Consider the following 26,470-nt stretch of genomic DNA (forward strand, 5'->3'; position numbering starts at 1 on the left):
AGCAGCAGAGCGCGGCGCACTCGTCGTTTCGTCAGCGTGCGGCCAGGATGTCCCAGGCCGGCGCAATGCCCCGGCGCACCTCGGAATAGGCGGCGAAGAGGCGGTCCATGCGTTCGGTGTCTTCGGTATCAGGCTGTTCGGCTTCGCCAAGCTCGGGCGTCACCCAGTCGGCGATGCAATCATCCATCGTGCGATAGGCGCCGATGGCGACGGCGGCCATCATCGAGGCGCCGGCAGCGCCCGCCTCTTCACGCGTGCTGACGCGCACCGGCGCGCCAAGGGCCGCACCCAGCGTGGCGCGCAGCGAGGCCGAGCGGGCGGCACCGCCGCTGACGCGCAGCTCCGAGGGGAGGGCGCCCATGGCGGCGTAACAATCGCGTGTCGCCATGCCGAGGCCTTCGACGACGGCGCGCACGAGATCGGGATAGCGGTGGCGGCTGGCGAGGCCGGTGAAATTGGCACGCGCACGGGCGTTGACGAAGGGGCCACGCTCGCCAGCCTCGGAAATATAGGGGTGGTAGAGCACGTTGCCCGGCTTGCTGGCGGCAATCCACTGGTCGACGCGGCCGATCATGTCGTTCAGCCCGACGGTGACGCCGAATTCGCCGAGCAGATCGGCGCCGAGCTGGAGCAGCCAGTCGAGATTGATCGTCGCGCCCATATTTGTTTGCACCTGGGTGACGACGCCGGGGATGGGCAGCGCGATGACATAGCCGGTGCGTTCGGCATTCAGCACGACGTCGGCCACGGATTTCGCCTGGAGATGCACGCCCGTCGAGCCGATGGCGGAACAGGCGGCGTTGCGGCCTTCGCTGCGCACGCCCGCACCCAGCGCCGTCATGCACATGTCGACATAGCCGAGGCAGACGGGCGTGCCCGCCTTGAGGCCTGCGGCTGCCGCGGCTTCCGCCGTGAGCGGATGCGTCGTTTCCGTGCCTTCGAGAACTTCGGGCAGCAGGTTGCGGCGGTGTGTCAGGCCAAGCGCTTCGAGCACGTCGCCGTCGTAGCAGCGGGTGCGGAAATTGCCGAAGGTGAAGCTCACCTCGGATGGGTCGGTGGCGCGCACACCCGTCAGGTTCAGGTAGAGCCAATCCTTGCAATGCATCGCGACTTCAGCGCCGGCAAGCAGTTCGGGGAAATGGCGATCCATATGGGCAAGCTGCGTGCCCTGCTGGCAAGTGTTGAGGCCGGTGCCGGTCGCCTCGAAGCGCTGGCGGTCGGCATCGCTTGCGGCAAGGCGCTCGACGGTCGGTGCCGCGCGGGCATCGAGCCACAACCAGGCATCGCCGACGGGGCGGTTGCCGGCACCGACGAGCCAGGTGCCGTCGCCCTGCGCGGTGACGGCAATGGCGGCAGTGCGTTCGGCGAGATCAGGCACCTTTTCGCCGAGCCCGCGCAAGGCGCGCGTGCAATCGAGCCAGGTCTGGTCGAGGGATTGCGTGACGGAGCCGTCGTCGCTGGTCTTGTAGCTGTTGCGTACGGAGGCGCTGGCGATCTGGCGGCCGGAAAGCGTGAAGGCGACGGCCTTCATGACGGAGGTGCCGGCGTCGATGCCGATGATCAGGTCTGCCGTCTCAGCCATGGTGCGCGCCCGCGCAGCCTGCGACAGCAAGCATCGCTTCGCCTGATCCGAAACAAAGCATTCCATCCTCCCGATCGTCTTTCGCTGGAGCGCGTGGTGTTCCGGCCAAGGTCGAGCGACCTTTCAAGGACTGTACCAAGGGATTAGCGAACCTCACGAGAAACATACCATAAAGTTATCATATGTCTCGTAAAATTTTTCGCGCAACGAATTATTTTTCAGTTATGCTGGATGGCAAAGGGAGGGGTTGACGGGAGCGGGCGTGTTGTGCCTTTGCTGCCGGTGCTTTGCTCCCAATACGACTGGCTGACGGACTTCTCTGTCTTGCGGAAACGCCGAAAATTCTTGTTTTTCAGATAGAAGCAGGAATTTTTGGCTTCTTCGCCAGCTTCGTTTCATTTGCTGAGGAGTGCGGCAATCCGATGGCGTCTCGTAACGAATGCCCGTTCCACATAGGTGGGAACAGGAAAAAAGAAGCCGAATTGTTTCAGGATAGCCTGAAAACGCCGATTGACAGCCTGTGTTAAATTAACATATATACTGGGACATATCACACACATATATCGCAACTGCGAAAAAGTGTGCACTGCAGCGCAAGGCGGATGAGGAGATCCGGCCGGCGCCGCTCATGGGGAGGGCATCATGACATGTTCCGTTTGGAAGGCATCGACACCCGGCCGCAGCGCCTTGGATGTGTCTCTCAGCCTGCTCTCGCCGACACCTCTCTCCCGGCGCCACCGCTGACGCTTCCATCGTTCAACCGCAAGGCCAATCGACATGACTGACGCGACGCTCCCGAATTCGCCCCAGCCCGTACGCAGCTACCGTTGGATCGGCATTGCCGCCGCCGTCGTGCTGGTCGGCGCCATGGCCTTCGACACGAAGATCGTGCAGATCGGTTCGGAGGCCGACGTGCAGGTCCAGAAATTCTCGCCGGAAGCTTTCGGCACGGAGCAGTTCCCGCTTATCAAGCAGAGCGTGGAGACGCGCGCAGCCGATGCGGTCGAACTGGCGCAGGCGATTTCCGCCGACAAGAAGGCGGCGAGCGAGAAATACGGCGTCAACACCTCCACCGGCCCGGTCTTCCCGGTCAAGTTCACCGGTGTGATCGGTGAGCGCAAGGCGAATTATAACGTCATCGCTGTCGAAGGTCTTCCGGCCGAGCTGACGCTGCGCGTCCAGACTGGTCCGGCACTGAACGGTACGGACCTGCGTGATGCGACCGGACAGATCGAATTCGGCCAGTTCAAGAACCAGATTGAGTATCAGGACGCGGGTTCGGCCATCAACAACGAGGTCAAGAAGGTCGTGCTCGGCGGCATCGATCCGGCAGCCCTTTCCGGCAAGACCGTTTCCGTCATCGGCGTGTTCAAGCTCGTCAATCCGAAGAGCTGGATCGTCACTCCCGTGAGGTTCGACGTCCAATGAGCGCGATCCCGGAAGCCGGCCCGAAAGGCGAAGTCGTTCTTGCCGCGCGCAACGTGGCCAAATCCTACGGCAACGTCCATGCCCTCAAGGGCGTCAATTTCGATATTCATCGCGGGCAGGTGACGACCCTGTTCGGCGAGAACGGCGCCGGCAAGTCGACGCTGATGAAAATTCTGTCCGGTGTGGTCAAGCCGACATCGGGCGACATCATTCTCGATGGGGAATCGGTCGTTTTCGCGTCATCCTCCCAAGCCCGTGACCGCGGTATCTCCATCATCCATCAGGAGCTCAGCCTCGCCCCGAACATGAATGTTCGCGACAACATCTTCATGGGTCGCGAAATCATGACGGCGACGGGCGTGGATTTCGCTGAGGAAGAGCGCCAGACGCGCCTCCTGATGGAAGAACTCGAAGAGGATATCGATCCTCTGACGCCGGTCGAGGACCTGCGGCTGGGCCAGCAGCAGATCGTCGAGATCGCGCGTGCGCTGTCGGTCAATTCGCGCATCCTGATCATGGACGAGCCGACCTCGGCGCTGTCGGCCTCGGAGGTCGAGGTGCTGTTCAAGGTCATCCGAGACCTCACCGGCCGCGGCGTCTCAATCGTCTATATCTCGCATCACCTCGAAGAAGCCTTGCAGATCACCCACCATGCGGTGGTGCTGCGCGACGGCACGATGACCGCCTATGCCGAGCGCAAGGACATCGATCTCGAATGGATCGTCCGCCATATGGTCGGCGATAATTTCGACCTCGGCTCCCCGCCCACCGGTTATGACATGGGGGCTGTCTCGCTCTCTATCGAAGGCCTGACCGTTCCCGATCCAGGCGGTGCCGGCTATTCGGTCGTCGACGGCATGTCGCTGTCGGTGCGCGCCGGCGAGATTGTCTGCATCTACGGCCTGATGGGCGCCGGGCGCACGGAACTGCTCGAAACCGTCGCGGGCCGCCTGAAGGCCACGGCCGGGAAGGTCGTGCTGAAGGGCAGGGACGTCACCGGCCAGTCGATTGCCGAATGCATCCGCGACGGGCTCGTGCTCGTGCCGGAAGATCGTCAGCGCGATGGCCTCGTACAGACCATGAGCGTCGGCCGCAACCTGTCGCTCGCCAGCCTCGGCGCTTTCACGCGCGGCCTCTTTACCTCCACGTCGCGCGAAGCCGGGCTCGTCGATAGTGCCATCCGCAAGGTGCATATCAAGACGGATGGCGGGGCGGCACCCATCGGCTCGCTCTCCGGCGGCAACCAGCAGAAGGTGGTTATCGGCAAGATGCTGGCGACGGACCCTGAAGTCATCCTACTCGACGAACCGAGCCGCGGCATCGATATCGGCGCCAAGGCCGAAGTCTTCAAGCTGCTCGCCGAACGCGCCAAGCAAGGGCTCGCCGTCGTCTACACGACCTCGGAAGTCGGCGAATGCCTCAGCATCGCCCATCGCATCGTCGTCATGCGGCGCGGCCGCATATCCGCTGAATTCGGTCCCGACGTGACCAAAGAACAGATCATGGCCGCCTCCGGCGAAGCCGTGCATGCCCACTAGGAGCGCTGAAGCCATGTCAGTCACACCTGCAATCCAGACCAAGGCAGTCAGCGGCGGCAAGCGCAAGAAGAGCTTCATCGAGCTCCTGTTCGAGGGCCGCGCCTTCTTTGCGCTGATCGCCATCGTCGTGGTCTTCTCGTTGATGTCGCCGAACTATTTCACGATCAGCAACTTCCTGATCATGGCCTCGCATGTCGCGATCTTCGGCCTGCTGGCCATCGGCATGCTGCTGGTCATCCTCAACGGCGGTATCGACCTCTCGGTCGGCTCGACGCTCGGTCTCGCCGGCGTCGTCGCGGGCTTCCTCATGCAGGGCGTGACGTTGCCGCAGCTGGGCATCATCCTCTATCCCTCGGTCTGGGTCGTGGTGATCCTGACCTGCCTGCTCGGTGCCGTCGTCGGCGCGGTGAATGGCGTGTTGATCGCCTATCTGCGCGTCCCCGCCTTCGTCGCAACGCTCGGCGTGCTCTATGTCGCCCGCGGCATCGCGCTCTTGATGACCAACGGCCTTACCTACAACAATCTCGGCGGCCGCCCGGAACTCGGCAATACCGGCTTCGACTGGCTCGGCTTCAACCGCCTGGCCGGCGTGCCGATCGGCGTGCTCGTGCTTCTCGTCTTCGCGGTCGCCTGCCATATCCTGCTGGCCCGCACGGCCTTCGGTCGCTGGCTCTATTCCTCCGGTGGCAACGAGCGTGCGGCGGAACTGTCGGGCGTTCCTGTCAAGCGCGTCAAGATCACGGTCTATGTACTGTCAGGCATCTGTGCCGCCGTCGCCGGCCTCGTTCTTTCCTCGCAGCTGACGTCGGCAGGCCCGACCGCCGGCACCACCTATGAACTGACGGCCATCGCCGCCGTCGTCATCGGCGGCGCGGCGCTGACGGGCGGCCGCGGCACGGTCATCGGCACCATGCTCGGCGCCTTCGTGATCGGCTTCCTTTCGGACGGCCTCGTGATCATCGGCGTCTCCGCTTACTGGCAGACGGTTTTCACCGGCGCCGTCATCGTTACCGCTGTTCTGCTGAACAGTGTGAAATACGGCCGTCGCTGAGACCAGCGGCGACCGACACCAACTGACTGCTATCGGGAGAGGCGGACCATCCAGTGGCCCGAGAGCGGAAAGTATTGCCGAAAATCGGCGCAACCGAACTCAACAAAGGGAGTGAGACCATGTTCAAAAAAGGTATGCGAGTCCTCTTCGCGGCAACTGCCGTCATGCCGCTGCTGTTCAGCTCTGCCTGGGCTGAAGGCCTGATCACCGTCATCGTCAACGATCCGTCGAACCCCTACTGGTTCACGGAAGGCGAAGTTGCCAAGAAGACCGCTGAAAGCCTCGGCTACACGGCCAATGTCGGTGCCCACAAGGGTGACACCAACACCGAGAGCAACCTGATCGACACCGCGATCACCAACAAGTCGGTCGCCATCATCCTCGACCCGGCAAATGCCGACGGTTCGGTCGGCGCGGTCAAGAAGGCCGTAGCGGCAGGCATTCCGGTCCTCCTCGTCAATGCCGAGATCAACCAGGAAGGCCTTGCCAAGGCGCAGCTCGTTTCGAACAATGCCCAGGGCGCGGCCCTCGGTGCCCAGCAGTGGGTCGAAGCGGTCGGCGACAAGGGCAAGTATGTCGAACTCTTCGGCGCACCCTCCGACAACAACGCCGCGACGCGTTCGAACGGCTACGAAACCGTCCTGACGCAGTATCCCGATCTCGAAAAGGCCGCCAAGGAAGTGGCTGACTGGGATCGCACCAAGGGCCACGACAAGATGCAGTCCATGCTGCAGGCCAATCCGGATATCATCGGCGTGATCAGCGGCAATGACGAAATGGCGCTCGGCGCCATCGCAGCGCTCAAGGAAGCCGGCAAGCTCGACCAGGTCAAGGTCGGCGGCTTCGACGGTTCGCCGGATGCTGTTGCCGCCATCAAGGCGGGTGAACTGCAGTACACCGTGCTCCAGCCGGTCGCCGTATTCTCGGAAGCGGCCGTCAAGCAGGCCGATAACGTGATCAAGAACGGCTCGACCGGTGTCGACACCGAAAAGCAGCTTTTCGATTGCCTGCTGATCACCAAGGACAATGTCGACAAGTACACCGCTCCCTTCGTTCTGAGCGAGTAATCGATACCGGGAGCGCCCTTTCGGGGCGCTCCCACCCTCATTCCCCGGGTCATCCCGGGTCAGCTTGGCATTTTCCTTGCCGCCCGATACGAGATACGAAAGCTCTCACCTCGAAGCATGGCAGGATCTCCCGTGAACAAAAAAGTCGACGTCAAGGATTTGCTCTCGGAAGAGCTTCCGAGCGACAGCCGGCATGCGCGCCAGCTGGTGCGGCGCCAGATGATCGCCGAGACGGTGATCGCCGAGGGCTCCATCCGCATCGAGGACCTGACCGAGCGTTTCGGCATCAGCCTGATGACGGCGCATCGCGATGTCGATGATCTCGTCAGTCGCGGCCTTTTCCGCAAGACGCGCGGCGTCGTTTCGGCGGCACCCACCAGCCTGATCGAATCCTCCGATGCCTACCGCGCGACCAAGCAGGCCAAGGAGAAGAAGGCGATCGCCAGGGCTGCCATGCAGTTCGTCGAGCCGGGGCAGGCGATCTTCATGGACGACGCCACCACTGTGCACGAGATGACGCGTTTCCTACCGGCCAAGGTGCCGCTGACGGTCATCACCAACTCGCTCGTCCTGATCAACGAGCTGAAGGAGGTCGTTGACCTCAACCTCATCTGTCTCGGGGGGCAGTTCTACCATTGGTGCAATGCCTTCATGGGGCATATCACCACCAACGAAATCCGCCGGCTGCGCGCCGACACCGTGTTCATGTCGCTCTCGGCCATCGTCGACGACGTGGTCTACCACCAGTCGCCGGAGACGGTTGCTACCAAGCGGGCGATGTTCGAAAGCGCGACGAAGCGCGTGCTGCTGGCCGATCACACCAAATTCGAACGGCGCGCGCTGCACCACTTCGCGACGCTCGAAGAGTTCGACGCCGTTGTTGTCGACGAGGATATCCCGATTTCCCACCTGTCGCGCATGCGCTCGAAGGGGATCAACGTCATTGTGGCGGACGGAGAACGGGCCGGCTGAGGGTTCCGCTGTTGCGGATACCTTGATGCTCGGTGCCGTTTCTCCTTCGCTTGAGAATGGAGACAGCGATGTCCTGCATCATGGGTATAGACAGCGGACTGACGGTCACCAAGGCCGTGATTTTCGACGCGGACGGAACGGTGCTCGCCATCGCCCGCCGCCGCGTTCCGCAATTGATCCCCGCGCCGCAGCATGTCGAGCGCAATATGGACGGCCTGTGGGCCGCGACGGCGGATGCCATCCGAGAAGCGGTCGCCGCCTGCGGCCGGCCGGCCTCCGATATCGTCGCGATTGCCGCGACGGCGCATGGCGACGGCATCTATCTGCTCGATGACGACAGGCGGCCGCTCGGCAATGCCATCGTGTCGCTCGACACGCGCGCCGATGCGATTGCCGACGCGTGGAACGAGAGCGAGATCGGCGAGCAGTCGCTGACCCTGACCGGCCAGAAGCCGCACGCCTCCGCGCCCTCCGCCATCCTGCGCTGGATCCGCGATCACGAGCCCGCGCGCTATGTCCGCATCGCGCATTTCATCGCCGCGAAGGACTGGCTGCGCTTTTGCCTTTGCGGAACGATCGGCACGGATCGTACGGAAGCGAGCACGTCCTTCACCAACGTTCTAACGCAGGACTATGCCGACGATGCCTTCAGGCTTTTCGGGCTGGATCGCCTTGCTGGTAAGCAGCCGCCCATGGCTGGCTCCACCGAGATCGTCGGCGGCGTGACGCCGGAGACCGCGCGTCTGACCGGGCTTGTCGCGGGCACACCTGTCATGGCCGGCCTGCACGACGTAACGGCGTCCGCGCTCGGCATGGGCGGTTACGGCGAGGGCGTGATCGCCGTCATCGCCGGCACCTATTCGATCAACGAGACGGTTTCGCCCACGCCCAAAGTCGATGGCCGCTGGTTCTGCCGCAACGGCATTCTGCCGGGCGAATGGAACAACATGTCCATCTCGCCTGCTTCGACGGCCAACTATGACTGGTTCATCGATCAGTTTTGCGCCGCTGATGCCAAGGCGGCAGAGGCTGCAGGCGAAAGCATCCATGCGATCCTCGGCAAGGAGTTCGAAGTTGCGCGCGAACGCCCCTCCAGCGCATTCTTCCACCCCTATCTCTTCGGTTCGCCCTTCGGCGGCGCCTCCAGCGCCGGCTTCTACGGCCTCAATGCCTGGCACGACCGCGGCGATCTGGTCCGCGCCGTGCTCGAGGGCATCGCCTTCAATCATCGCGTCCATGTCGATGCGCTGCGCGAAGGCTTTGCGCCTGCTACCGCCCGCCTGACCGGCGGCATCTCGCGCAATCCCGCGATGGCCGGCCTCTTTGCCGATATCCTTGGCCTGCCGGTCACGGCGACGCGCACGGAGGAGGCTGCCGCCTGGGGTGCAGCACTTTGTGCGGGCGCCGGCGCTGGGCTCTTTGCCTCGCCCACCGACGATCCCCGCGATCTCGCGTCGATCGAAACCACCTACCAGCCGGATCCCGGCCGGCAGAAAGCCTACGACGAGAAATACCGGGTCTTCCTCGATCTCGCCGGGGCCATGAAGCCGCTCTGGCCGGTGCTGCGGCGCCTTGGTGCCGAGAAATGACAGGAATGCCCATCATGACGGACACGACATCCGCGACGGTCGAGACCTTCGACGTCATCATCCTCGGCGCCGGCATCAACGGGGCAGGGCTCTTTCGCGATCTCTGCCTGCAAGGCCTGAAATGCCTCATTGTCGACAAGGCCGATTTCGGCTCGGGCACGAGTGCCGCCCCCTCGCGCCTCATCCATGGCGGCATCAAATATCTGGAGACCGGCGAACTCGGCCTCGTCGCGCAGTCGACGCTGGAGCGCAACCTGCTTTTGCGTAACGCGCCGCATTGCGTCGAGGCGCTGCCGACCTTCATTCCCTCCTTTTCGCTGATGAAAGGGGCGTTTGCGGCCTTGCGCACGCTGTTCGGCTCGACGACCGCGCCGCGCAGCCGTGGTGCCGTGCTCATCAAGATCGGTCTTGCGCTCTACGATCTCTATGGTGCGCGCCACCGCGTCATGCCGAAGCACCAGTTCTTCTTCCGCCGCAAGGCGCTTGAGGAAATGCCGGAAATCACGCCGCGCATCGTCGCGGGCGGCATCTATTACGATGCCAAGATCAGCCGGCCGGAGCGCCTCGTCTGGGAACTGGTGCGCGACGGTCTCGATGCCAGCCCGGGCTCCGCTGCGATGAACGGCACCACACTGCTCGGGCAGGAGGGGGGCGTGCTGCGCCTCCGAGATCCCAGTGGCGGCGAACGCCGCGTTCGCGCCGGCATCGTCGTCAACGCGGCTGGACCCTGGATCGATGTCGTCAACGCGACACTCGGCATATCCGGCAAGCTGATCGGCGGCACCAAGGGATCGCATATCCTTCTGAAGCACCCCGAACTGGTGAAAAGCCTGAAGGGCCGGATGATCTATTTCGAAGCCGACGATGGCCGCATCTGCCTCGTCTATGATTTTCTGGGCCTCGCGCTCGTCGGCTCGACGGATATCAAGGCCGACAATCCGGAGACGGTGCGCTGCGAGGAGGACGAGGTCGATTATTTCCTCGCCAGCCTCAGCTCGCTGCTGCCAAAGCTGGACTTCAGCCGAGACCAGATCGTCTATGCCTATAGCGGCATCCGCCCGCTGCCGGCGTCGGATGCCAGCAATCCCGGCCTGATCAGCCGCGACCATTCGGCACCCGTCGCTGAGCCGGGCGAGGGGCGGCCGTTTCCGGTCATCTCGCTCGTCGGTGGCAAATGGACGACCTTCCGCGGTTTTGCCGAGGAGGTGGCTGACACGATCCTCGCGCGTATCGGACGGAACAGAAAGACCAGCACGCAGATGCTGCCGATCGGCGGCGGGCGCGGCTTCCCGGTCGATGATGCGACGCGGCGTGCCTGGATTTCCGAGCGCACGGCGAAGAGCGGCCTGCCTGTCCAGCGCATCGAAGCCCTTCTCGCCCGATACGGCACGACGGCCGATACGGTGCTCGCCCATATCGCGCAGGTCGGCGATACGCCGCTGCCCCATGTCGATGGCTATGGGCGCGCGGAGATCGACTGGATCGTCCGCAACGAAATGGTCGGTCATCTCGCCGATATTGTCCTTCGCCGCACGACGCTCGCCATCGAAGGCAAGGTGACCGCGGCCGGCTTGAACGAGATCGCCGATATCGCGGCGGCTGCACTCGGCTGGGATGAAGCGCGCCGCGCCGCGGAGATTGCAGCGATTGCCGAGCATCTGACGGCCTTCAACCGCGTAAGCCTTTGAGGGTTCACGGTCCACGAGTGGCGCTTTGCTCTTTTCTCCGCGCCGTCCCTGTTGCATCTTCACGGGCATGATTGCCTGCGGGAGGCCCCTGTGACCAAGATCATCGACGACCCCGAAACCTTCGCCGCCTCCGCGCTTGCGGGCTTTTCCCGCGTTTACGGGCGTTATGTCCGGCTGGTGAAGGGCGGCGTCGTGCGCTCCACGGGGGTGCCGCAGGGCAAGGTCTCGGTCATCGTCGGTGGCGGCTCCGGGCACTATCCGGCCTTTGCCGGCTATGTCGGGCCGGGCATGGCCGATGCGGCGGTCGCAGGAGAAATCTTCGCGTCGCCTTCGACTGCGGCGGTTGCCCGCGTCTGCCGCAATGCGGACTACGGCGGCGGCATCATTCTCGGTTTCGGCAATTATGCCGGCGACGTGCTGAATTTCGGCGTGGCGGCCGAGCGCCTGCGCGCCGAGGGCATCGATGTGCGCATCGTTACCGTCACGGACGATGTGGCGAGCGCCCCGGCGGATCAGCACCTGCGGCGGCGCGGCATCGCCGGCGATTTCGTCGTCTTCAAGATTGCGGGGGCTGCGGCGGAGGCCGGGCTTGATATCGACGCGGTCGAGCGCATCACCCGGCATGCGAATGACCGGACGTTCTCCTTCGGTGTCGCCTTCGGCGGCTGCACCCTGCCGGGCGCCACGGAACCGCTCTTCACCGTACCGCGCGGCACGATGGCGCTCGGCCTCGGCATCCACGGCGAGCCGGGCATCCGCGATGCCGAAATCGTGCCTGCACGGGCGCTGGCGGAGTTGCTTGTCGAGACCGTTCTGGCAGAGCGCCCGGCCGGTGCGCGCCGTGCGGCCGTGCTGCTGAACGGTCTCGGCGCCACCAAATATGAAGAGCTTTTCGTGCTTTGGGGCGCGGTGGAAACCCTGCTTCAGGCGGCGGGCGTCGATCTCGTGGCGCCCGAAGTCGGCGAATATGTCACGAGCCTCGACATGCAGGGCTGCTCGCTGACGGTCTTGTGGCTCGATGCGGAACTGGAGCGCTATTGGCTCGCGCCGTGCGACACGCCGGTCTTCCGTCGCGGCGAAACCTTCCGCACGGAACCGGCGCCGGTTCGCGCGGGCGCCGAGGACGATGCGCCTGCTTTTGGCTCTGCGTCATCGGCGTCGCGGGAGAGTGCCCGCTGCCTTGCCGGCATTCTCGATGCCATGGTCTTGGCGCTGAGCGAGGCCGAGGCCGAGCTTGGCCGGATCGATGCCTTTGCCGGCGATGGCGACCATGGCCAGGGCATGCGCCGCGGCGCGACCGCCGCCCGCGAGGCGATCCATCAGGCCGTTGCGGCCGGTGCCGGTGCGCGGAGCGCGCTTGCGGTGGCCGGTGATGCCTGGGCGGACCGCGCCGGCGGCACGTCGGGCGCCATCTGGGGTCTGCTGCTGCGCTCCTGGAGTTCCGCCTTCTCCGATGAGGCGGCGTTCGAGGATGCCGATGTGGTCCGCGGCGCGCGCGCAGCGCTCGATGATGTGATGCGCCTGGGCGGCGCAAAGCCCGGCGACAAGACGCTGGTGGATGCCTTCGTGCCCTTCGTCGGCGCGCTGGAAACCGCCAAGGCCGACGGCCTCTCTCTCAAGGACGCGTGGCAGAAGGCGAGCGATACCTGCCGGCGGGCGGCGGAAGCGACCGCGCCGCTCTCGCCGCGGCTGGGCCGCGCGCGCCCGCTTGCGGAGCGCAGCATCGGCCATCCCGATGCCGGCGCGGTCTCGCTGGCCCTCATAGCCGCGACGATTGCCGCCCGTCTCTGACGGTTTTTTCGACGCGCTGGTCGCATCGAATATCCCATGCCGGATGTGACATTGAGCCGAACGTCGCGTGACGTTCGGCTCTTCTTTGTTTTTGTCGCGAAGAAAAGTCGTTTCATTCCAGCTTCTTAAGTGGCGGTATCGATGCGGATCGCCGTGCCGCCATCATGTGATGTTCACATAAACATAACATATCCGAATAGATAGTTATTGACTTGTTATACCAGTTGAGAAATATAGACCCATACCGGGCGACCGGTGGAGGAAATTTCCGGCCGGACAGGTTTCGTTCCGGCCGCGCGCATTAGGGAGGTCTTCGATGACATCGATCGCGTTGTTCGGCGCCGGCGGCAAAATGGGCTATCGGCTCGCCAAGAATCTCAAGGGTTCGCGCTTCGACGTCCGCTATATCGAGGTGAGCGACGCCGGCAAAAAGCGCCTGTCCGACGATCTCGGCCTCTCCTGCGTCTCCGCCGATGAAGGCCTCGACGGCGCCGATGTCGTCATTCTCGCCGTGCCGGATACGGCGATCGGCAAGGTTGCCGCCGGCATCGCCGACAAGCTGAAGCCGGGCACCATGGTCGTGGCGCTCGATGCCGCCGCCCCCTTCGCCGGCCACCTGCCGGAGCGTGCGGACCTCACCTATTTCGTCACGCATCCCTGCCATCCGCCGATCTTCAACGACGAGACGGATCCGGCCGCCAAGCGCGACTTCTTCGGCGGTATCGCCGCCAAGCAGCACATCGTGTCCGCACTCATGCAGGGTCCGGAAGAGGCCTACGGCCTCGGCGAGGAGATTGCCAAGGTCATCTGGGCGCCGGTCATGCGTTCGCACCGCGTCACCGTCGAGCAGATGGCGCTCTTGGAGCCCGGCCTGTCCGAAACGGTCTGCGCCTCGCTGCTCGTCGTCATGCGCGAAGCCATGGATGAGTGCGTGCGCCGCGGCGTTGCCAAGGAGGCCGCCCGCGACTTCCTGCTCGGCCACATGAATGTGCTCGGCGCGGTCATTTTCGAAGAGACGCCGGGCGTGTTCTCCGATGCGTGCAACAAGGCCATCGAGTTCGGCAAGCCCGTGCTGATGAAGGATGACTGGAAGCGCGTGTTCGAGCCCGCGGAAATCGCGGCCAGCATCCAGCGCATCACCTGATTATCCGGCGGGCTTCGTCCGCCGCTACCGGCGCCCAGCGCGCCGGACAAAGATTGCACCGGCGCGACCATGTTCAATGGAGGGATGGTCGCAGGGAGCCGGTGTCTAACCGGGAGGAGACATATGAATATTACCCGCAGACTGATCACCGTCGGCTTTGCTGCCGTCATGGCCGCAGGCGTCGCCATGCCGTCCTTTGCTGCCGACCTCATCGCCATCATCACGCCGAGCCACGACAACCCGTTCTTCAAGGCGGAAGCTGTCGGCGCGGAAGCCAAGGCCAAGGAACTCGGCTACGACACGCTGGTTCTGGTGCATGATGACGACGCCAACAAGCAGTCGCAGCTGATCGATACGGCCATCGGCCGCGGCGCCAAGGCGATCATCCTCGACAATGCCGGTTCGGAAGCCTCGATCGCCGCCGTTCAGAAGGCCAAGGATGCCGGTATCCCGTCCTTCCTGATCGACCGCGAAATCAACGCCACGGGCGTTGCCGTCTCGCAGATCGTTTCGAACAACTACCAGGGCGCGCAGCTCGGTGCGGAGGAGTTCGTCAAGCTGATGGGCGAGAAGGGCAATTATGTCGAGCTGCTTGGCCGCGAAGCCGATCTCAACGCCGGCATCCGCTCCAAGGGCTACCACGACGTCATCGACGAATATCCCGATATGAAGATGGTCGCCCAGCAGTCGGCCAACTGGAGCCAGACCGAAGGCTACTCCAAGATGGAGACCATCCTTCAGGCCAATCCGGATATCCAGGGCGTGATCGCCGGCAACGACACGATGGCCATGGGCGCGATCGCCGCCCTCCAGGCCGCCGGCCGCAAGGACGTCATCGTCGTCGGCTTCGACGGTTCGAACGACGTGCGCGACTCGATCAAGGCAGGCGGCATCAAGGCGACCGTCATGCAGCCGGCCTATGCCCAGGCCCAGCTCGCTGTGACCCAGGCGGATACCTACATCAAAACCGGCAAGGGCCCGGCCGAAGAGAAGCAGCTGATGGACTGCGTGCTCATCACGGCCGACAACGCCGCCAAGCTCGAGACCTTCGCGCTCTCGGAATAATCCTCCCGCGATGGCGCGAGGCGGGGGTGCGGCCCCGCCTCGCGTTTTCTATCTATTCGGAGATTGGGAATGCCAAGGTTTCAGGCTGCCTGTACACTCGTGCTCGCCGGCGCGCTTGCGCTTTCCGGCTGCAAATTCGTCAAGACCGAGGACGAACAGAAGCAGGCCGCGGCCGGCGCCTTCAATCCGGACAAGCTGGTTGCCGATATCTGGGATGCCAAGGTCGTGCCCTTCCTTCAGGAGCGTGCCGGCTCCTTCCAGGAGGTCTCGGCGCTTGCGACAAGCAATCTCGATGCGGCCGCTGAAAAATACGGCCACAAGGAAAAGCAGGGCAACGCGCCCTGGACCTTCGCCGCGAAGATCGACGGCGTGATCGTTGCAGAAGAGACGAAGTCCCGCGCCGGCTATGTCGACGTCGATGTGGACGGCGACCAGAAGGTCGATGTGCGCGTCGCCATCGGCCCGGCTGTCCGCGGCACGGCCATCCGCGACAGCCTGAAATTCGTGAATTTCAACGAATTCAAGAACCAGATCGAATGGGCGCAGTACGGCAAGTCGTTCAACACCCATGTGAACGGCTTGCTGCTTGAAAAGCTGGCACGTGAGGGACTGACGGGCAAGACGATCAAGGCGCTCGGCGCCTATCCGCTGCCGGCCAAGGGCCAGCTGCCGCTTTTCGTGCCCGTCACCATCACGGTCGGAGGCTGACATGAACGCCACCGACGACGGCGACGTCATTCTCGAACTGAAGGACATCACCAAGGCGTATTCCGGTATCGTGGCGCTGAAGAAGGCGGACCTGAAGCTCAGGCGCGGCGCGGTGAACGTGCTGGTCGGCGAGAACGGTGCGGGCAAGTCCACGATGATGCGCATCATCGCCGGCGTCGAGCGGCCGACGCTGGGCGAAATCTGGATGGACGGCGAGCGCATCCACCTCAACAGCCCGGCCGATGCGGTGCGCCACGGCATCGGCATCGTCTTCCAGGAGTTGAACCTTTTCGGCAATCTCTCGGTCGCCGAAAACATCTTCGCGACTCGCGAGATCACGCGCGGCCTGCGCGGCATCGACCACAAGGCGCAGGTCGAGAAGGCCAACGAGTTCCTGAACCGTCTGGAAGCCGGTATTACCGCCGATACGCTGGCTGAAGACCTGCCGATCGGCCAGCAGCAGCTCGTCGAGATCGCCCGCGCGGTTTCGCTCGACACGCGCATCCTCATCATGGACGAGCCGACTTCGGCGCTGAGTGCGGCGGAAGTCGACGTGCTCTTCCGCGTCATCGCCGATCTCAAGGCGCGCGGTGTGGCGATCGTCTATATCTCGCACCGGCTGGAAGAGCTGATGCGCATCGGCGACTACATCACCGTGCTGAAGGACGGCCAGATCACCGGCCATGCCATGGTCAAGGACATCGACACGCGCTGGATCGTGCGCTCGATGATCGGTTCGGACGCCAAGGACTTTGCCAAGCAGGTCGAGCATGAGCCGGGTGCGGAAGTGTTCCGCACGGAAGACATCTGCCTGCCGCGCGCACAGGGCGGCTATGCCGTCGACCATGTCTCGCTCGGCGTGCGCAAGGGTGAAATCCTCGGCATTTACGGCTTGATGGGTGCGGGGCGCTCCGAGCTCTTCGAATGCATCATGGGCCGGCACGAGCACTATACGGGGAAAATCTTCGTCGAGGGCGAGGAGCTGAAGGGGCGCGACACGACCCGGCGCATCCGTGAGGGCCTGTCGCTGATCCCGGAGGACCGACAGCGCGAAGGCCTCGTGCAGTCCATGTCGATTGCCGACAACCTTTCCATGGCAAGCCTGAGCCAGTTCCTAAAGGCTGGCTTCCACATCGACCTGAAGCGCGAGAAGGAGGCGATTGCCAACGCGATCCGCAACCTCTCGATCAAGGCGAAGAACCCGGATCTCGACGTCACCTCCATGTCCGGCGGCAATCAGCAGAAGGTCGTGATCGGCAAGGCGTTGATGACCGGGCCGAAAGTGCTTTTGATGGACGAGCCGAGCCGCGGCATCGATGTCGGCGCCAAGGCGGATGTTTTCCGCGCCATGCGGCGGCTGGCGGGCGAGGGGCTGGCCATCCTCTTCTCCACCTCCGACCTTGAAGAGGTCATGGCGCTCTCCGACCGCATCGCCGTCATGAGCAACGGCCGGCTGGTGATGGTGGTCGATCGGAAGGACGCCACCGAGGACATGGTGATTTCTGCCTCCGCAGAGGGACATAAAACCAAAAGGATGCATGCGTGATGACGACAGCAACGCAAACTGCCGCCACCGGCAACCACCTCTCCACCGGCTCGGCCCTGCTCACTCTGATGAAGCTTAGAACCTTCATCGCGCTCTTCGCGGTCATCATCTTCTTCTCGATCTTCGCGCCGAACTTTTTGTCGACCGCGAACATGATCCTGATGTCGAAACATGCGACGCAGAACGCCTTCCTCTCCATCGGCATGACCTTCGTCATCATCACCGGCGGCATCGACCTGTCGGTCGGCTCGATCGTCGGCCTGTGCGGCATGATCGCCGGCGGCCTCATCATGTATGGCGTGGCGCTGCCGCTCGGTTACACCGTCTATTTCAACGTGGTCGAGGTGGCGATCATCGTCGCCATCGTCGGTATCGTCATCGGCGCCGTCAACGGCCTGCTGATCACCCGGTTGAACGTCGCGCCCTTCATCGCGACGCTCGGCACGCTCTATGTGGCGCGCGGCATGGCGCTGCTCTATTCCGATGGCCAGACGCTGCCCAATCTCACCGGCCGCGAAGACCTCGGCAACCAGGGTTTCGCCTATCTCGGTTCCGGCTCTATCCTCGGCCTTCCGGTCTCCGTGTGGATTCTCATCGTCGTGGCGCTGGGGGCTGCCTATTTTGCCCGCTTCGTGCCGCTTGGCCGGCATATCTTCGCCGTCGGCGGCAATGAGCGGGCGTCGCGCATGTCCGGCATCCGCGTCAACCGCGTGAAAATGTTCGTCTATATGTTCTCCGGCTTCTGCGCTGCTATCGTCGGCCTCGTCATCTCCTCGGAACTGATGGCCTCGCACCCGGCGACCGGCACCAATCTCGAGCTGAATGCCATTGCGGCGGCCGTTCTCGGTGGTACATCCATGTCGGGCGGGCGCGGCACGATCGGCGGCACGATCATCGGCGCCTTCGTGATCGGGATTCTCTCGGACGGACTTGTGATGATGGGTGTGAGTTCCTTCTGGCAGATGGTGATCAAGGGTCTCGTGATCATCGTCGCCGTGGTCGTCGACCAGGCGCAGCGCCGCCTCCAGCAGCGCGTCACCCTGATGCAGATGGCAAAGGCAGGCTGAGCATGACGAAGACCAAGGGTGCGCTGATCGGCTGCGGTTTCTTCGCCGTGAACCAGATGCATGGCTGGCAGGATCTTGCCGATGTCGAGATCGTCGCCATCTGCGACCGCGATCCCGAGCGCCTGCGCATCGTCGGCGACCAGTTCAGGGTTTCGCGACGCTATCAGTCGGCGGAGGAGATGTTCGCCGATGGCGGCTTCGATTTCGTCGATATCGCAACGACGGTCGGCAGTCATCGTGCCTTGGTCGAGCTTGCTGCGAGCCACAAGGTGCCGGCGATCTGCCAGAAGCCCTTCGCGCCGACGCTGGCCGATGCCAAGGCCATGGTCGCCGCTGCCGATGCCGCCGGCATCCCGCTGATGATCCATGAGAATTTCCGCTGGCAGACGCCGATCCTCGCCGTCAAGGCGGTGCTGGACAGCCGCGCGATCGGCGAACCCTTCTGGGGCCGCGTCTCCTTCCGCTCCGGCTTCGACGTCTTCTCCGGCCAGCCCTATCTCGCCAAGGGCAAGCGTTTTATCATCGAAGACCTCGGCATCCACTCGCTCGACATCGCCCGCTTCCTCTTCGGCGATGCCAGCCGCATGACCGCCCGCACGCGCCGCATCAACCCAGATATTGCCGGCGAGGATGTCGCGACCATGTTGCTCGACCATGACAACGGCATCACCTCGATCGTCGATGTCAGCTACGCGTCGAAGCTGCCGGAAGAGCCCTTCCCGGAGACCTTCGTCGAGATCGACGGTGCCAGGGGCACGCTGCGCCTCGGCAAGGATTACAAGCTGATGGTTCATGGCCCTGACGGCACGGTACAAAGCGTTGTCGCGCCGAACCTGTTGCCTTGGGCATCAAGGCCCTGGCACAACATTCAGGAGAGCGTCGCGCTCATCCAGAAGCACTGGGCAGAGAGGCTGTCGCAAGGCCGCGAGCCGGATACGTCCGGCCGCGACAACCTGAAGACCTTCGCCCTCGTCGAGGCCGCCTATCTCAGCGCCGAACGCGGCGAGACCATTGCGATTGCGGATCTACTCGCATGAGCGGCGATCTGCTCAGGCTTTACGGCACGAATGAGCGCGAGCCCGAAAGCCGCACGCTCGTCGCCGGCGACCTGAGCGTGACGCTTCAGGACGGCAATCTGCGCACCCTGCGCTTTCGGGGGCACGAAGTGCTGCGCGCCGTGGCGTTCCTCGTGCGCGACAAGGATTGGGGCACTTGTAGTGCCGAGATTGCCGATCTCCGGATCGAGGCCGCGGGGCCGGGCTTTTCCGTTTCCTACAAGGCCCGTTTTACCGCGCCATCCGGCGCTAATCTCGACTGCGCCATCACGATAGCCGGCACGGAAAAGACCGTCACCTTCTCCGCCGACTGCGTCAGCGATGCGGATTTCGAGACGGCGCGGGCGGGCTTTGTGGTGCTGCATCCCGTCATCGGTGTCGCAGGACAGCCCGTCACTGTCCGCCACGGTGATGGCCGCGTCGAGCAGGCGCACTGGCCGGATCGGATCGAGCCGTGGCAGCCTTTCAAGGAGATTTCCGCGATCACCCATCAGGTGGCGCCCGATATTGCGGCCGTGACGGAATTCGTCGGCGACATCTTCGAGATGGAAGACCAGCGCAACTGGACGGATGGGTCCTACAAGACCTATGTGCGCCCGCTCGCGCTGCCGTGGCCTTACCGCGTTCCAGAGGGGGAGCCCTTCAGCCAGAAGGTCGTCGTCGAGATCGAGGCTGTGGACGATGCCGCCCCGGCAGTCGGCACATCGGGCGCCATCACGCTGCAACTGACGCCGACGAAGCGCCGCTTTCCGGAGATCGGCGTCGGCCTGCGCCCGGAATGCCTGGAGCAGGAGCATGCCGCGCTCGGCGCTCTCAAAACCATTGGCGCACGACACCTGATCGCGCATTTCGACCCCGGTGCTGGCCATGGTCTGCCGGCCTTGAAGGGCTATGCCGAGCTCTCCGAACGATCCGGTCTCAACGTGACGCTGGAAGTCGCGGTGCCCTGCAAACGTCCGCTGGACGCGGAGATGGCCGAGCTTGCCGCGCTCGTGCGGGAGGCCGTGCTGGTGCTCGACACGCTGTTCGTCTGCCCCGCGGTCGATCGCCAGTCGACACCGCCGGGCAGCATCTGGCCGGACTGCCCACCGCTGGAGGATGTCTATGCCGCAGCGCGGGCGGCCGTTCCGGGCGTGCGCCTTGGTGGCGGCATGATGAGCTATTTTACCGAGCTCAACCGCAAGCGCGTGCCGGGCGACCTCATCGACTATGTCAGCCATTGCACGAACCCGATCGTGCATGCCGCCGACGATCTCTCGGTCATGCAGACCTTCGAGGCGTTGCGTTTCGTCGTCAGCTCGACCCGCGTCCTCTATGGCGAAAAGCCCTATCGCATCGGCCCCTCTACGATCGCCATGCGGCAAAACCCCTATGGCAGCGCGACGAAAGACAATCCCTCCGGCGGCCGCATTCCGATGGCGAATGTCGATGCCAGGCACAACGGCCAATTCGGCGCAGCCTGGACGCTGGCCTATGCTGCAACCGTTGCGACGGCGGGGCTGGAGGTCCTGACGCTTTCGACGCTCGCTGGTCCGTTCGGGCTGATTGCCGGCGAAGGGGAGGTATCGGCGCGAGGCGAGCTGCGGCCGCTCGCGCATGTGCTTGCGCGCCTTGGGACTGTGAGCGGACAAGAGGTCCACGCCGTTGAGACGTCGCGCCCGGATGCGGTGCTCGGTCTCGCGTCGAAGGAGCGTCTGCTCATGGCCAACATCACGCCGGAGGTGCAGGCGGTGATCCTGCCGTCGCCGCCGCGTGCGGTCATGCTGATCGGTGGAGAGACTTTGCCCGTGACCGGACAGGTATCCTTGCCGCCCTATGGCTGCGTTGAGATCGTGCTCTGACCCTTACTTCTGCCCCTTTAGGGCATAAAGCGCGCGAGAGCGTTCGAGATGTTTGATCATCGCCTTCTCGGCAAGGTCTGCATTGCCGTTCTCGATGGTGCGGATGATTTCCTCATGCTCGGCGAGCGTGAAAGTCTCGCGGCCGGTCCAGATGAGCATTTCGGTATGATAGGATTTCAGCCAGCCCAGCATGGCCCCGCTGACGGCCGCGAAGATCGGATTGCCCGAAATTTGCGCGATATACTGATGGAATTCCATATCGGCATCGATGAAGGCGTCGGCATCGCCGAGGTTTGCCTTCTGCTTGTCGAGCAGGGCGCGCAGTTCGGCGATATGTTCGGGCGTCGCCTTGGTGGCGGCCTCGCGGATCATGCCGCGCTCGAAGAAGATGCGGGCGCTCTTGAGATGCTCAAGCGAGTCGGAGGAGCCGGACAGCATCATTTTGGCCGGCAGGTCCACCTGGCGGATGATGGATTCGGCGGTGATGCGCAGCACCTTGGCGCGCTCGCCCTGCGAAATCTCGACGAGACCCTTGCCGGCAAGCGCCTGCATGGCCTCGCGGATCGCCGGACGGCCGACGCCGTAGCGCTCCATCAGTTCGCGCTCGGAAGGCATGTCGTCGCCGGCTTTCAATTCGCCGGTCTCGATCATGGCCTTCAGCCGCGCGAAGACTTCGTCGGAGAGTTTTTTGCGGACGATCGGTTCGGAAACGACGTTCATGAGTCACCTGGTTTCGACAGGTTTGAATATGCACCAAGTTCCTTCGCCGCAACAGCTTTCGCGGCAATCGGCTTGCAATAACATAAATACTCATTATACCAGTTGAAAAGCCTTAACAAGCGCTATGCCATGCCTGCGGGAGGAGAAAACGTGATCCGTCTGACCTATCGGATAGAGACGCCGGGTTCGGTGGAGAAAATGGCGTCGAAGATCGCCAGCGACCAGTCGACCGGGACCTTCGTGGCGCTGCCGGGCGAGACGGAAGAATTGAAGGCGCGCGTTGCCGCCCGTGTCGTTGCCATCCGCTCGCTGCCGCCGACGGACCGCGCCTCCTTTCCCGATGAGGCGGGTGACGCCACAAGCTTCAACCGGGCGGATGTCGATATCGATTTTCCGCTGGATGCCGTGGGAACCGATCTTGCCGCACTGATGACCATAGCGGTCGGCGGTGTCTTCTCCATCAAGGGCATGACGGGCATTCGTATCGTCGACATGAAGCTGCCGCCGGAATTCGCCGCTGCCCATCTCGGGCCTCAATTCGGCGTCGCCGGCAGTTTTGCGCTCACGGGTGTCAAGGGCCGGCCGATCATCGGCACGATCGTCAAGCCGGCGCTCGGCCTGCGGCCGCATGAAACGGCCGAGATGGTCGGCGAACTCATCGAGGCCGGCGTCGATTTCATCAAGGATGACGAGAAGCTGATGAGCCCGGCCTATTCGCCGCTGAAGGACCGCGTCGCGGCGATCATGCCGAAAATCCTCGACCATGAGCAGAAGACCGGCAAAAAGGTCATGTATGCCTTCGGCATCAGCCATGCCGATCCGGACGAAATGATGCGCAACCACGATCTGGTGTTGCAGGCCGGCGGCAATTGCGCCGTCGTCAACATCAACTCGATCGGCTTCGGCGGCCTCGCCTTCCTGCGCAAGCGCTCCGGCCTCGCGCTGCATGCCCATCGTAACGGCTGGGATATCCTCACCCGCCATGCCGGCCTCGGCTTTGAATTCTCCGTCTGGCAGCAGTTCTGGCGCCTGCTCGGCGTCGATCAGTTCCAGATCAACGGCATCCGGGTGAAATATTGGGAGCCGGACGAGAGTTTCGTGCGCTCCTACAAGGCGGTGACGACGCCGCTGTTTTCGCAAAAGGATGTGGCGCTTCCGGTCATCGGCTCCGGCCAGTGGGGCGGGCAGGCACCTGATACGATCGCGGCGACGGGCGGCTCGACGGAGCTGCTCTATCTCTGCGGCGGCGGCATCGTCAGCCATCCGGGCGGGCCGGGGGCAGGGGTGAAGGCGGTGAAGCAGGCCTGGGGGGCGGCCGCTTCAGGCGTGCCGCTCGCGACCTATGCGAAAGACCATCCCGAACTTGCGCAATCCATCGAAAAATTTGCCGACGGCAAGGCGGCCTGAGCCATGACGCGTCCTCTGATCAGCTACTACGGCGACGATTTCACTGGTTCGACCGATGTCATGGAGGCGCTGGCCTCGAACGGCGTCGAGACAGTGCTCTTCCTGAAACTGCCGGATGCGGACCTGCTGTCGCGCTTCTCCGGCGTTCGAGCCTATGGGCTGGCCGGTACCAGCCGCAGCGAAACGCCTGACTGGATGGAGGTGCACCTCAGCAAGGCCTTCGGCTGGCTGAAGACGCTGGAGGCGGAACTCTGCCACTACAAAGTCTGCTCGACCTTCGATTCCGCGCCGGACGTCGGCAATATCGGCCGGGCCATCGAGATCGGCCGCGCCGTCTTCGGCGAGGCAACGGTGCCGCTCATCGTCGGCGCGCCGCAGATCCGTCGCTACACGGCATTCGGTGAACTCTTCGCTGCCTATCAGGGCCGAAATTATCGCATCGACCGTCACCCCGTCATGGCGCGCCATCCTGTCACGCCGATGGACGAGGCGAATGTGCTGCTGCACCTCGCACGTCAGACGACGCTTTCGTCGGCACTGGTGGACAATGTCGCGCTGCTGGGCACGCCCGAGCCGGAGGCTGCCGATATCCTGCTGCTCGATGTGCTCGATGCGCCGACGCAGGCGGCGGCGGGTGGCTTGCTCTGGAACCGGCTGCGCGCGGAAAGCCGCTTCGTCTGCGGCTCCTCGGGCATCGAATACGCCCTGATCTCCGCCTGGCGAAAAGAAGGGCTGATCGGCGACAAGCCGGCCTTTGCCGATGCCGGCCCGGTGGACCAGATCGCCGTCGTCTCGGGAAGCGTTTCCCCGACGACGGAGCGCCAGATCCGCCATGCGCTTGCCCATGGTTTTGCCGGCGTGACGCTCGATCCGGTCGCCCTGTCCAGCCCGGACAATGCCGCGACGATCGCGGCCGCCATCGAAGCGGGTCTCAAGGTCTTGGAAAGCGGAGAAAGCGTCCTGCTCTACACCGCACTCGGACCTTCGGCCGATCGGGGCGGTGAACTTGATTCCTCCCTCGGCGCGCGCCATCGCCTCGGTCGGGCGCTTGGCCGCATCCAGTCGGAACTCGTTGGGCGCGCCGGCCTCTCGCGCGCCATCGTGGCGGGCGGGGACACATCCAGCCATGCGCTCGGCGAGATGGGCATTGCCGCCCTCACGCTGAAAATGCCGCTGCCGCAGACGCCGGGCTCGCCGCTCTGCATCGCCCATGGCGGACCTGCGGATGGCTTGCAGATCGCGCTCAAGGGCGGCCAGGTGGGGGGCGACGACTATTTCAGCATGATCCGGGCGGGCGCGGCATGAGGCTGGGGTTCAGCTTCCCCTTGTCTTGTCTGCATCCGTGCTGCCCATAGCTGCAATCTGCAATGGTTTCTTAATCTTCGCTCAAGCCGCTGCTGGCAATGTGGTGGCATGAGGATAACCACAATCACCAACTGGGCCTATGGCATTACGGTCGTTCTGACTGCGCTGTCGGGTGCCGCCTTCATCCTGTCGTCGCGCAGCGCGCTTGAGGAGCGTGCGGCCGCCGAGCAACATCTCGTGCTCGACACGCTTGCGGAAGAGCTGGCCATCGGCGCCGAAATGACAAGCGACGAGGCGCGGCTTTATGTGATGCGCGGCGAGGCGCGTCACCTTGAGGCGTTTCAGGCCGATGAAGGCGAGGAGCACAAGCGGGAGGCGGCTGCGGCCAAGCTCGCCTCCCAGAGCCTGACGCCGGCGGAAGCGCAAGCACTGCTAGCCGTCGATGCGGATGCGGAGGAGCTGGACAAGGTCGAACGCGCAGCCATCGACGCCTATCGGCGCGGAGACAAGGCCGCGGCGCAGGGCATGTTGTTCGGGCCGGAGCGTGAGCGGGTTCAGAAGGCGCTCCTCCAGACCGTCGCCCATTTTCGTGATCTGACGGCCGCGCGAACAACCGCTGAGCTGGACGCGGCACGCATACGCAGCAACACCTGGAGCCTCGTCGCCAAGATCATGCTGGCGGCGACGGGCGCCCTGTTCGTCGCCGTGCTCTACTTCGTTCTGCGGCGACGCGTCGCGATGCCGCTGAAACGCATGACGGGCATCGTCAGCCGCCTCGCCAAGCAGGATTACACCGTCGAAGTGCCGGTTGATCGGCGAAGTGACGAAATCGGCGAGATGAACGAGGCCATCGAGATATTCCGTGCCAATCTGATCGAGCGCGAACGCCTCGATACAGAACGGCGTGCCGACCAGCACACGAAGGATCTCATCCTGCAGATGATGCACCGCGTGCAGGCATGCCAGAACCAGGCGGAATTGACGGATGTCATCGTTCGTTTCGCCCCGCAGATCTTCCCTGGTCTTGCGGGTGGTCTCTATGTGCTAAGCGAAGCCAACACGTCCCTGCTGAGGGCTGGGGCATGGCTCGAACCGCAGCATTCGGCGGCGGTGTTCCCCGCTGCGGAGTGCTGGGGGCTCCGGCGCGGCCGCTCGCATCACAGCAGCGGAAACGGCTCCGACGTGCCGTGCCAGCACATCGATCCGCCCGGCGTGACGGCGCTCTGCGTCCCGCTGACGGCGCAGGGCGACATGATCGGCCTGCTTTATCTCGAAGAGCGGGAGGCTGACACGCTCGGACCGGCCGGGCCACGGCTCTATCTCGAACTGATCGCCGAAAATGTCGGCCTGGCGCTCGCCAATCTGCAACTTCGGGAAAAGCTCACGACACTCGCCGTCAGCGATCCGTTGACCGGCCTCTTCAATCGCAGGTTCCTGGACGAGACGCTGCAACGGCACGCCCGCGACCACAGGCAGGACCCGCTCGCCTGCCTGATGATCGATATCGATCACTTCAAGCGTTTCAACGACCAGTTCGGCCATGATGCGGGTGATCTCGTCATGCAGTTCGTCGGGCAGACGCTACGCGAGACCTGCGCACCTCTCGGTAACGCGTTCCGCTTCGGCGGGGAGGAGTTTACCGCACTCCTGCCCTTCCTCGAGGAGGAGGAAGCCGTAGCCCTGGCCGATACGCTGCGCGACAAGATCGGCAGCGTCACGCTCTCCCATGCTGGCCAGATTCTCGGCACGGTCTCCGTCTCCGTGGGCGTGGCGGCCGCTCCGACCGGTGGTTCCGTGGAGACATTGGTCACCCGCGCGGATGCCGCCTTGCTGGAAGCCAAGGCCAAGGGACGCAACCGGACGGTTTCGGCGAGCGCCCTGAAAAAGGGGCCCGCTTGAAACACCG

20 protein-coding genes are annotated in these 26,470 nt (G+C 63.9%); 18 read left to right on the plus strand and 2 right to left on the minus strand.

Annotated features, from left to right (window positions below):
• Positions 1–31 precede the first annotated feature (31 nt).
• On the minus strand, positions 32–1,582 hold the full coding sequence (locus AC27VQ_RS01915) for an FGGY-family carbohydrate kinase (protein WP_488714974.1): 1,551 nt from the start codon (positions 1,580–1,582) through the stop codon (positions 32–34).
• A 777-nt stretch (positions 1,583–2,359) separates the two neighbouring features.
• Here AC27VQ_RS01915 and AC27VQ_RS01920 point away from each other — a divergent pair.
• The 15 genes from AC27VQ_RS01920 to apnL all read left to right on the plus strand — a co-directional run bounded on the left by AC27VQ_RS01920 (position 2,360) and on the right by apnL (position 21,132).
• On the plus strand, positions 2,360–3,010 hold the full coding sequence (locus AC27VQ_RS01920) for a DUF2291 family protein (protein WP_488714975.1): 651 nt from the start codon (positions 2,360–2,362) through the stop codon (positions 3,008–3,010).
• Entirely contained in the window at positions 3,007–4,548 is a 1,542-nt protein-coding gene (locus AC27VQ_RS01925; protein ID WP_488714976.1) for a sugar ABC transporter ATP-binding protein, read from the plus strand. Before AC27VQ_RS01920 ends, AC27VQ_RS01925 begins: the two co-directional genes overlap by 4 nt.
• Before the next feature lie 13 nt (positions 4,549–4,561).
• Positions 4,562–5,599, plus strand: a complete 1,038-nt coding sequence (locus AC27VQ_RS01930) for an ABC transporter permease (protein WP_313532262.1) — start codon at positions 4,562–4,564, stop codon at positions 5,597–5,599.
• Between the two features lie 119 nt (positions 5,600–5,718).
• Positions 5,719–6,666 carry a D-ribose ABC transporter substrate-binding protein gene (locus AC27VQ_RS01935; protein WP_313532260.1) on the plus strand — a complete coding sequence of 316 codons (948 nt, stop codon included), beginning with the start codon at positions 5,719–5,721 and terminating at the stop codon, positions 6,664–6,666.
• Between the two features lie 117 nt (positions 6,667–6,783).
• Positions 6,784–7,638, plus strand: coding sequence for a DeoR/GlpR family DNA-binding transcription regulator (locus AC27VQ_RS01940; RefSeq protein WP_488714977.1), 855 nt, complete (start codon positions 6,784–6,786; stop codon positions 7,636–7,638).
• A gap of 68 nt (positions 7,639–7,706) precedes the next feature.
• Positions 7,707–9,227, plus strand: a complete 1,521-nt coding sequence (locus tag AC27VQ_RS01945) for an FGGY-family carbohydrate kinase (RefSeq protein WP_488714978.1) — start codon at positions 7,707–7,709, stop codon at positions 9,225–9,227.
• Between the two features lie 14 nt (positions 9,228–9,241).
• Complete coding sequence (locus AC27VQ_RS01950) at positions 9,242–10,915, plus strand: glycerol-3-phosphate dehydrogenase/oxidase (RefSeq protein WP_488714979.1); 1,674 nt, start codon at positions 9,242–9,244, stop codon at positions 10,913–10,915.
• 90 nt (positions 10,916–11,005) lie between these two features.
• Complete coding sequence (locus tag AC27VQ_RS01955; RefSeq protein ID WP_488714980.1) at positions 11,006–12,706, plus strand: dihydroxyacetone kinase family protein; 1,701 nt, start codon at positions 11,006–11,008, stop codon at positions 12,704–12,706.
• A gap of 316 nt (positions 12,707–13,022) precedes the next feature.
• Entirely contained in the window at positions 13,023–13,850 is an 828-nt protein-coding gene (locus tag AC27VQ_RS01960) for a phosphogluconate dehydrogenase C-terminal domain-containing protein (RefSeq protein ID WP_488714981.1), read from the plus strand.
• A 123-nt stretch (positions 13,851–13,973) separates the two neighbouring features.
• Positions 13,974–14,915 carry a D-ribose ABC transporter substrate-binding protein gene (locus AC27VQ_RS01965; protein ID WP_313528739.1) on the plus strand — a complete coding sequence of 314 codons (942 nt, stop codon included), beginning with the start codon at positions 13,974–13,976 and terminating at the stop codon, positions 14,913–14,915.
• Positions 14,916–14,984: 69 nt separating this feature from the next.
• Complete coding sequence (locus AC27VQ_RS01970) at positions 14,985–15,623, plus strand: DUF2291 family protein (protein WP_488714982.1); 639 nt, start codon at positions 14,985–14,987, stop codon at positions 15,621–15,623.
• 1 nt (position 15,624) lies between these two features.
• Positions 15,625–17,169, plus strand: coding sequence for a sugar ABC transporter ATP-binding protein (locus tag AC27VQ_RS01975; RefSeq protein WP_488714983.1), 1,545 nt, complete (start codon positions 15,625–15,627; stop codon positions 17,167–17,169).
• Positions 17,169–18,236 carry an ABC transporter permease gene (locus AC27VQ_RS01980; protein WP_488715239.1) on the plus strand — a complete coding sequence of 356 codons (1,068 nt, stop codon included), beginning with the start codon at positions 17,169–17,171 and terminating at the stop codon, positions 18,234–18,236. The genes AC27VQ_RS01975 and AC27VQ_RS01980 overlap by 1 nt, the downstream gene beginning before the upstream one ends.
• A gap of 2 nt (positions 18,237–18,238) precedes the next feature.
• Positions 18,239–19,273 (plus strand): Gfo/Idh/MocA family protein, encoded by a 1,035-nt coding sequence (locus tag AC27VQ_RS01985; protein ID WP_488714984.1) that lies wholly within the window; start codon positions 18,239–18,241, stop codon positions 19,271–19,273.
• Complete coding sequence (apnL, locus tag AC27VQ_RS01990) at positions 19,270–21,132, plus strand: D-apionate lactonase (protein ID WP_488714985.1); 1,863 nt, start codon at positions 19,270–19,272, stop codon at positions 21,130–21,132. Before AC27VQ_RS01985 ends, apnL begins: the two co-directional genes overlap by 4 nt.
• A 3-nt stretch (positions 21,133–21,135) precedes the next feature.
• On the opposite strand, the gene AC27VQ_RS01995 is transcribed toward apnL, so the two are convergent.
• The gene (locus tag AC27VQ_RS01995) at positions 21,136–21,852 is read right to left on the minus strand and encodes a transcriptional regulator NanR (RefSeq protein ID WP_313528731.1); all 717 of its coding nucleotides are present in this window, start codon (positions 21,850–21,852) and stop codon (positions 21,136–21,138) included.
• Positions 21,853–22,002: 150 nt separating this feature from the next.
• Here AC27VQ_RS01995 and oiaX point away from each other — a divergent pair, with 150 nt between their 5' ends.
• The 3 genes from oiaX (at position 22,003) to AC27VQ_RS02010 (ending at position 26,463) form a co-directional block, all read left to right on the plus strand.
• On the plus strand, positions 22,003–23,259 hold the full coding sequence (gene oiaX, locus AC27VQ_RS02000; RefSeq protein ID WP_488714986.1) for a 3-oxo-isoapionate-4-phosphate decarboxylase OiaX: 1,257 nt from the start codon (positions 22,003–22,005) through the stop codon (positions 23,257–23,259).
• Between the two features lie 3 nt (positions 23,260–23,262).
• Positions 23,263–24,564, plus strand: a complete 1,302-nt coding sequence (locus tag AC27VQ_RS02005) for a four-carbon acid sugar kinase family protein (protein ID WP_488714987.1) — start codon at positions 23,263–23,265, stop codon at positions 24,562–24,564.
• 108 nt (positions 24,565–24,672) lie between these two features.
• Complete coding sequence (locus tag AC27VQ_RS02010) at positions 24,673–26,463, plus strand: diguanylate cyclase (RefSeq protein WP_488714988.1); 1,791 nt, start codon at positions 24,673–24,675, stop codon at positions 26,461–26,463.
• Positions 26,464–26,470 lie beyond the last annotated feature (7 nt).

Source organism: Shinella sp. 20P9.1.1, assembly GCF_057798995.1.

What these genes read in the sequence shown, in the direction of transcription:
- apnL (WP_488714985.1), top strand. Translation starts at nt 19,270, where the DNA reads ATGAGCGGCGATCTGCTCAGGCTTTACGGCACGAATGAGCGCGAGCCC.
- AC27VQ_RS01965 (WP_313528739.1), top strand. Translation starts at nt 13,974, where the DNA reads ATGAATATTACCCGCAGACTGATCACCGTCGGCTTTGCTGCCGTCATG.
- AC27VQ_RS01915 (WP_488714974.1), bottom strand. Translation starts at nt 1,582, where the DNA reads ATGGCTGAGACGGCAGACCTGATCATCGGCATCGACGCCGGCACCTCC.
- AC27VQ_RS01975 (WP_488714983.1), top strand. Translation starts at nt 15,625, where the DNA reads ATGAACGCCACCGACGACGGCGACGTCATTCTCGAACTGAAGGACATC.
- AC27VQ_RS01925 (WP_488714976.1), top strand. Translation starts at nt 3,007, where the DNA reads ATGAGCGCGATCCCGGAAGCCGGCCCGAAAGGCGAAGTCGTTCTTGCC.
- AC27VQ_RS01985 (WP_488714984.1), top strand. Translation starts at nt 18,239, where the DNA reads ATGACGAAGACCAAGGGTGCGCTGATCGGCTGCGGTTTCTTCGCCGTG.
- AC27VQ_RS01935 (WP_313532260.1), top strand. Translation starts at nt 5,719, where the DNA reads ATGTTCAAAAAAGGTATGCGAGTCCTCTTCGCGGCAACTGCCGTCATG.
- AC27VQ_RS01930 (WP_313532262.1), top strand. Translation starts at nt 4,562, where the DNA reads ATGTCAGTCACACCTGCAATCCAGACCAAGGCAGTCAGCGGCGGCAAG.
- AC27VQ_RS01940 (WP_488714977.1), top strand. Translation starts at nt 6,784, where the DNA reads ATGGCAGGATCTCCCGTGAACAAAAAAGTCGACGTCAAGGATTTGCTC.
- AC27VQ_RS01995 (WP_313528731.1), bottom strand. Translation starts at nt 21,852, where the DNA reads ATGAACGTCGTTTCCGAACCGATCGTCCGCAAAAAACTCTCCGACGAA.
- AC27VQ_RS01970 (WP_488714982.1), top strand. Translation starts at nt 14,985, where the DNA reads ATGCCAAGGTTTCAGGCTGCCTGTACACTCGTGCTCGCCGGCGCGCTT.
- AC27VQ_RS01945 (WP_488714978.1), top strand. Translation starts at nt 7,707, where the DNA reads ATGTCCTGCATCATGGGTATAGACAGCGGACTGACGGTCACCAAGGCC.
- AC27VQ_RS01980 (WP_488715239.1), top strand. Translation starts at nt 17,169, where the DNA reads ATGACGACAGCAACGCAAACTGCCGCCACCGGCAACCACCTCTCCACC.
- AC27VQ_RS01960 (WP_488714981.1), top strand. Translation starts at nt 13,023, where the DNA reads ATGACATCGATCGCGTTGTTCGGCGCCGGCGGCAAAATGGGCTATCGG.
- AC27VQ_RS02010 (WP_488714988.1), top strand. Translation starts at nt 24,673, where the DNA reads ATGAGGATAACCACAATCACCAACTGGGCCTATGGCATTACGGTCGTT.
- AC27VQ_RS01950 (WP_488714979.1), top strand. Translation starts at nt 9,242, where the DNA reads ATGACGGACACGACATCCGCGACGGTCGAGACCTTCGACGTCATCATC.
- AC27VQ_RS01920 (WP_488714975.1), top strand. Translation starts at nt 2,360, where the DNA reads ATGACTGACGCGACGCTCCCGAATTCGCCCCAGCCCGTACGCAGCTAC.
- AC27VQ_RS02005 (WP_488714987.1), top strand. Translation starts at nt 23,263, where the DNA reads ATGACGCGTCCTCTGATCAGCTACTACGGCGACGATTTCACTGGTTCG.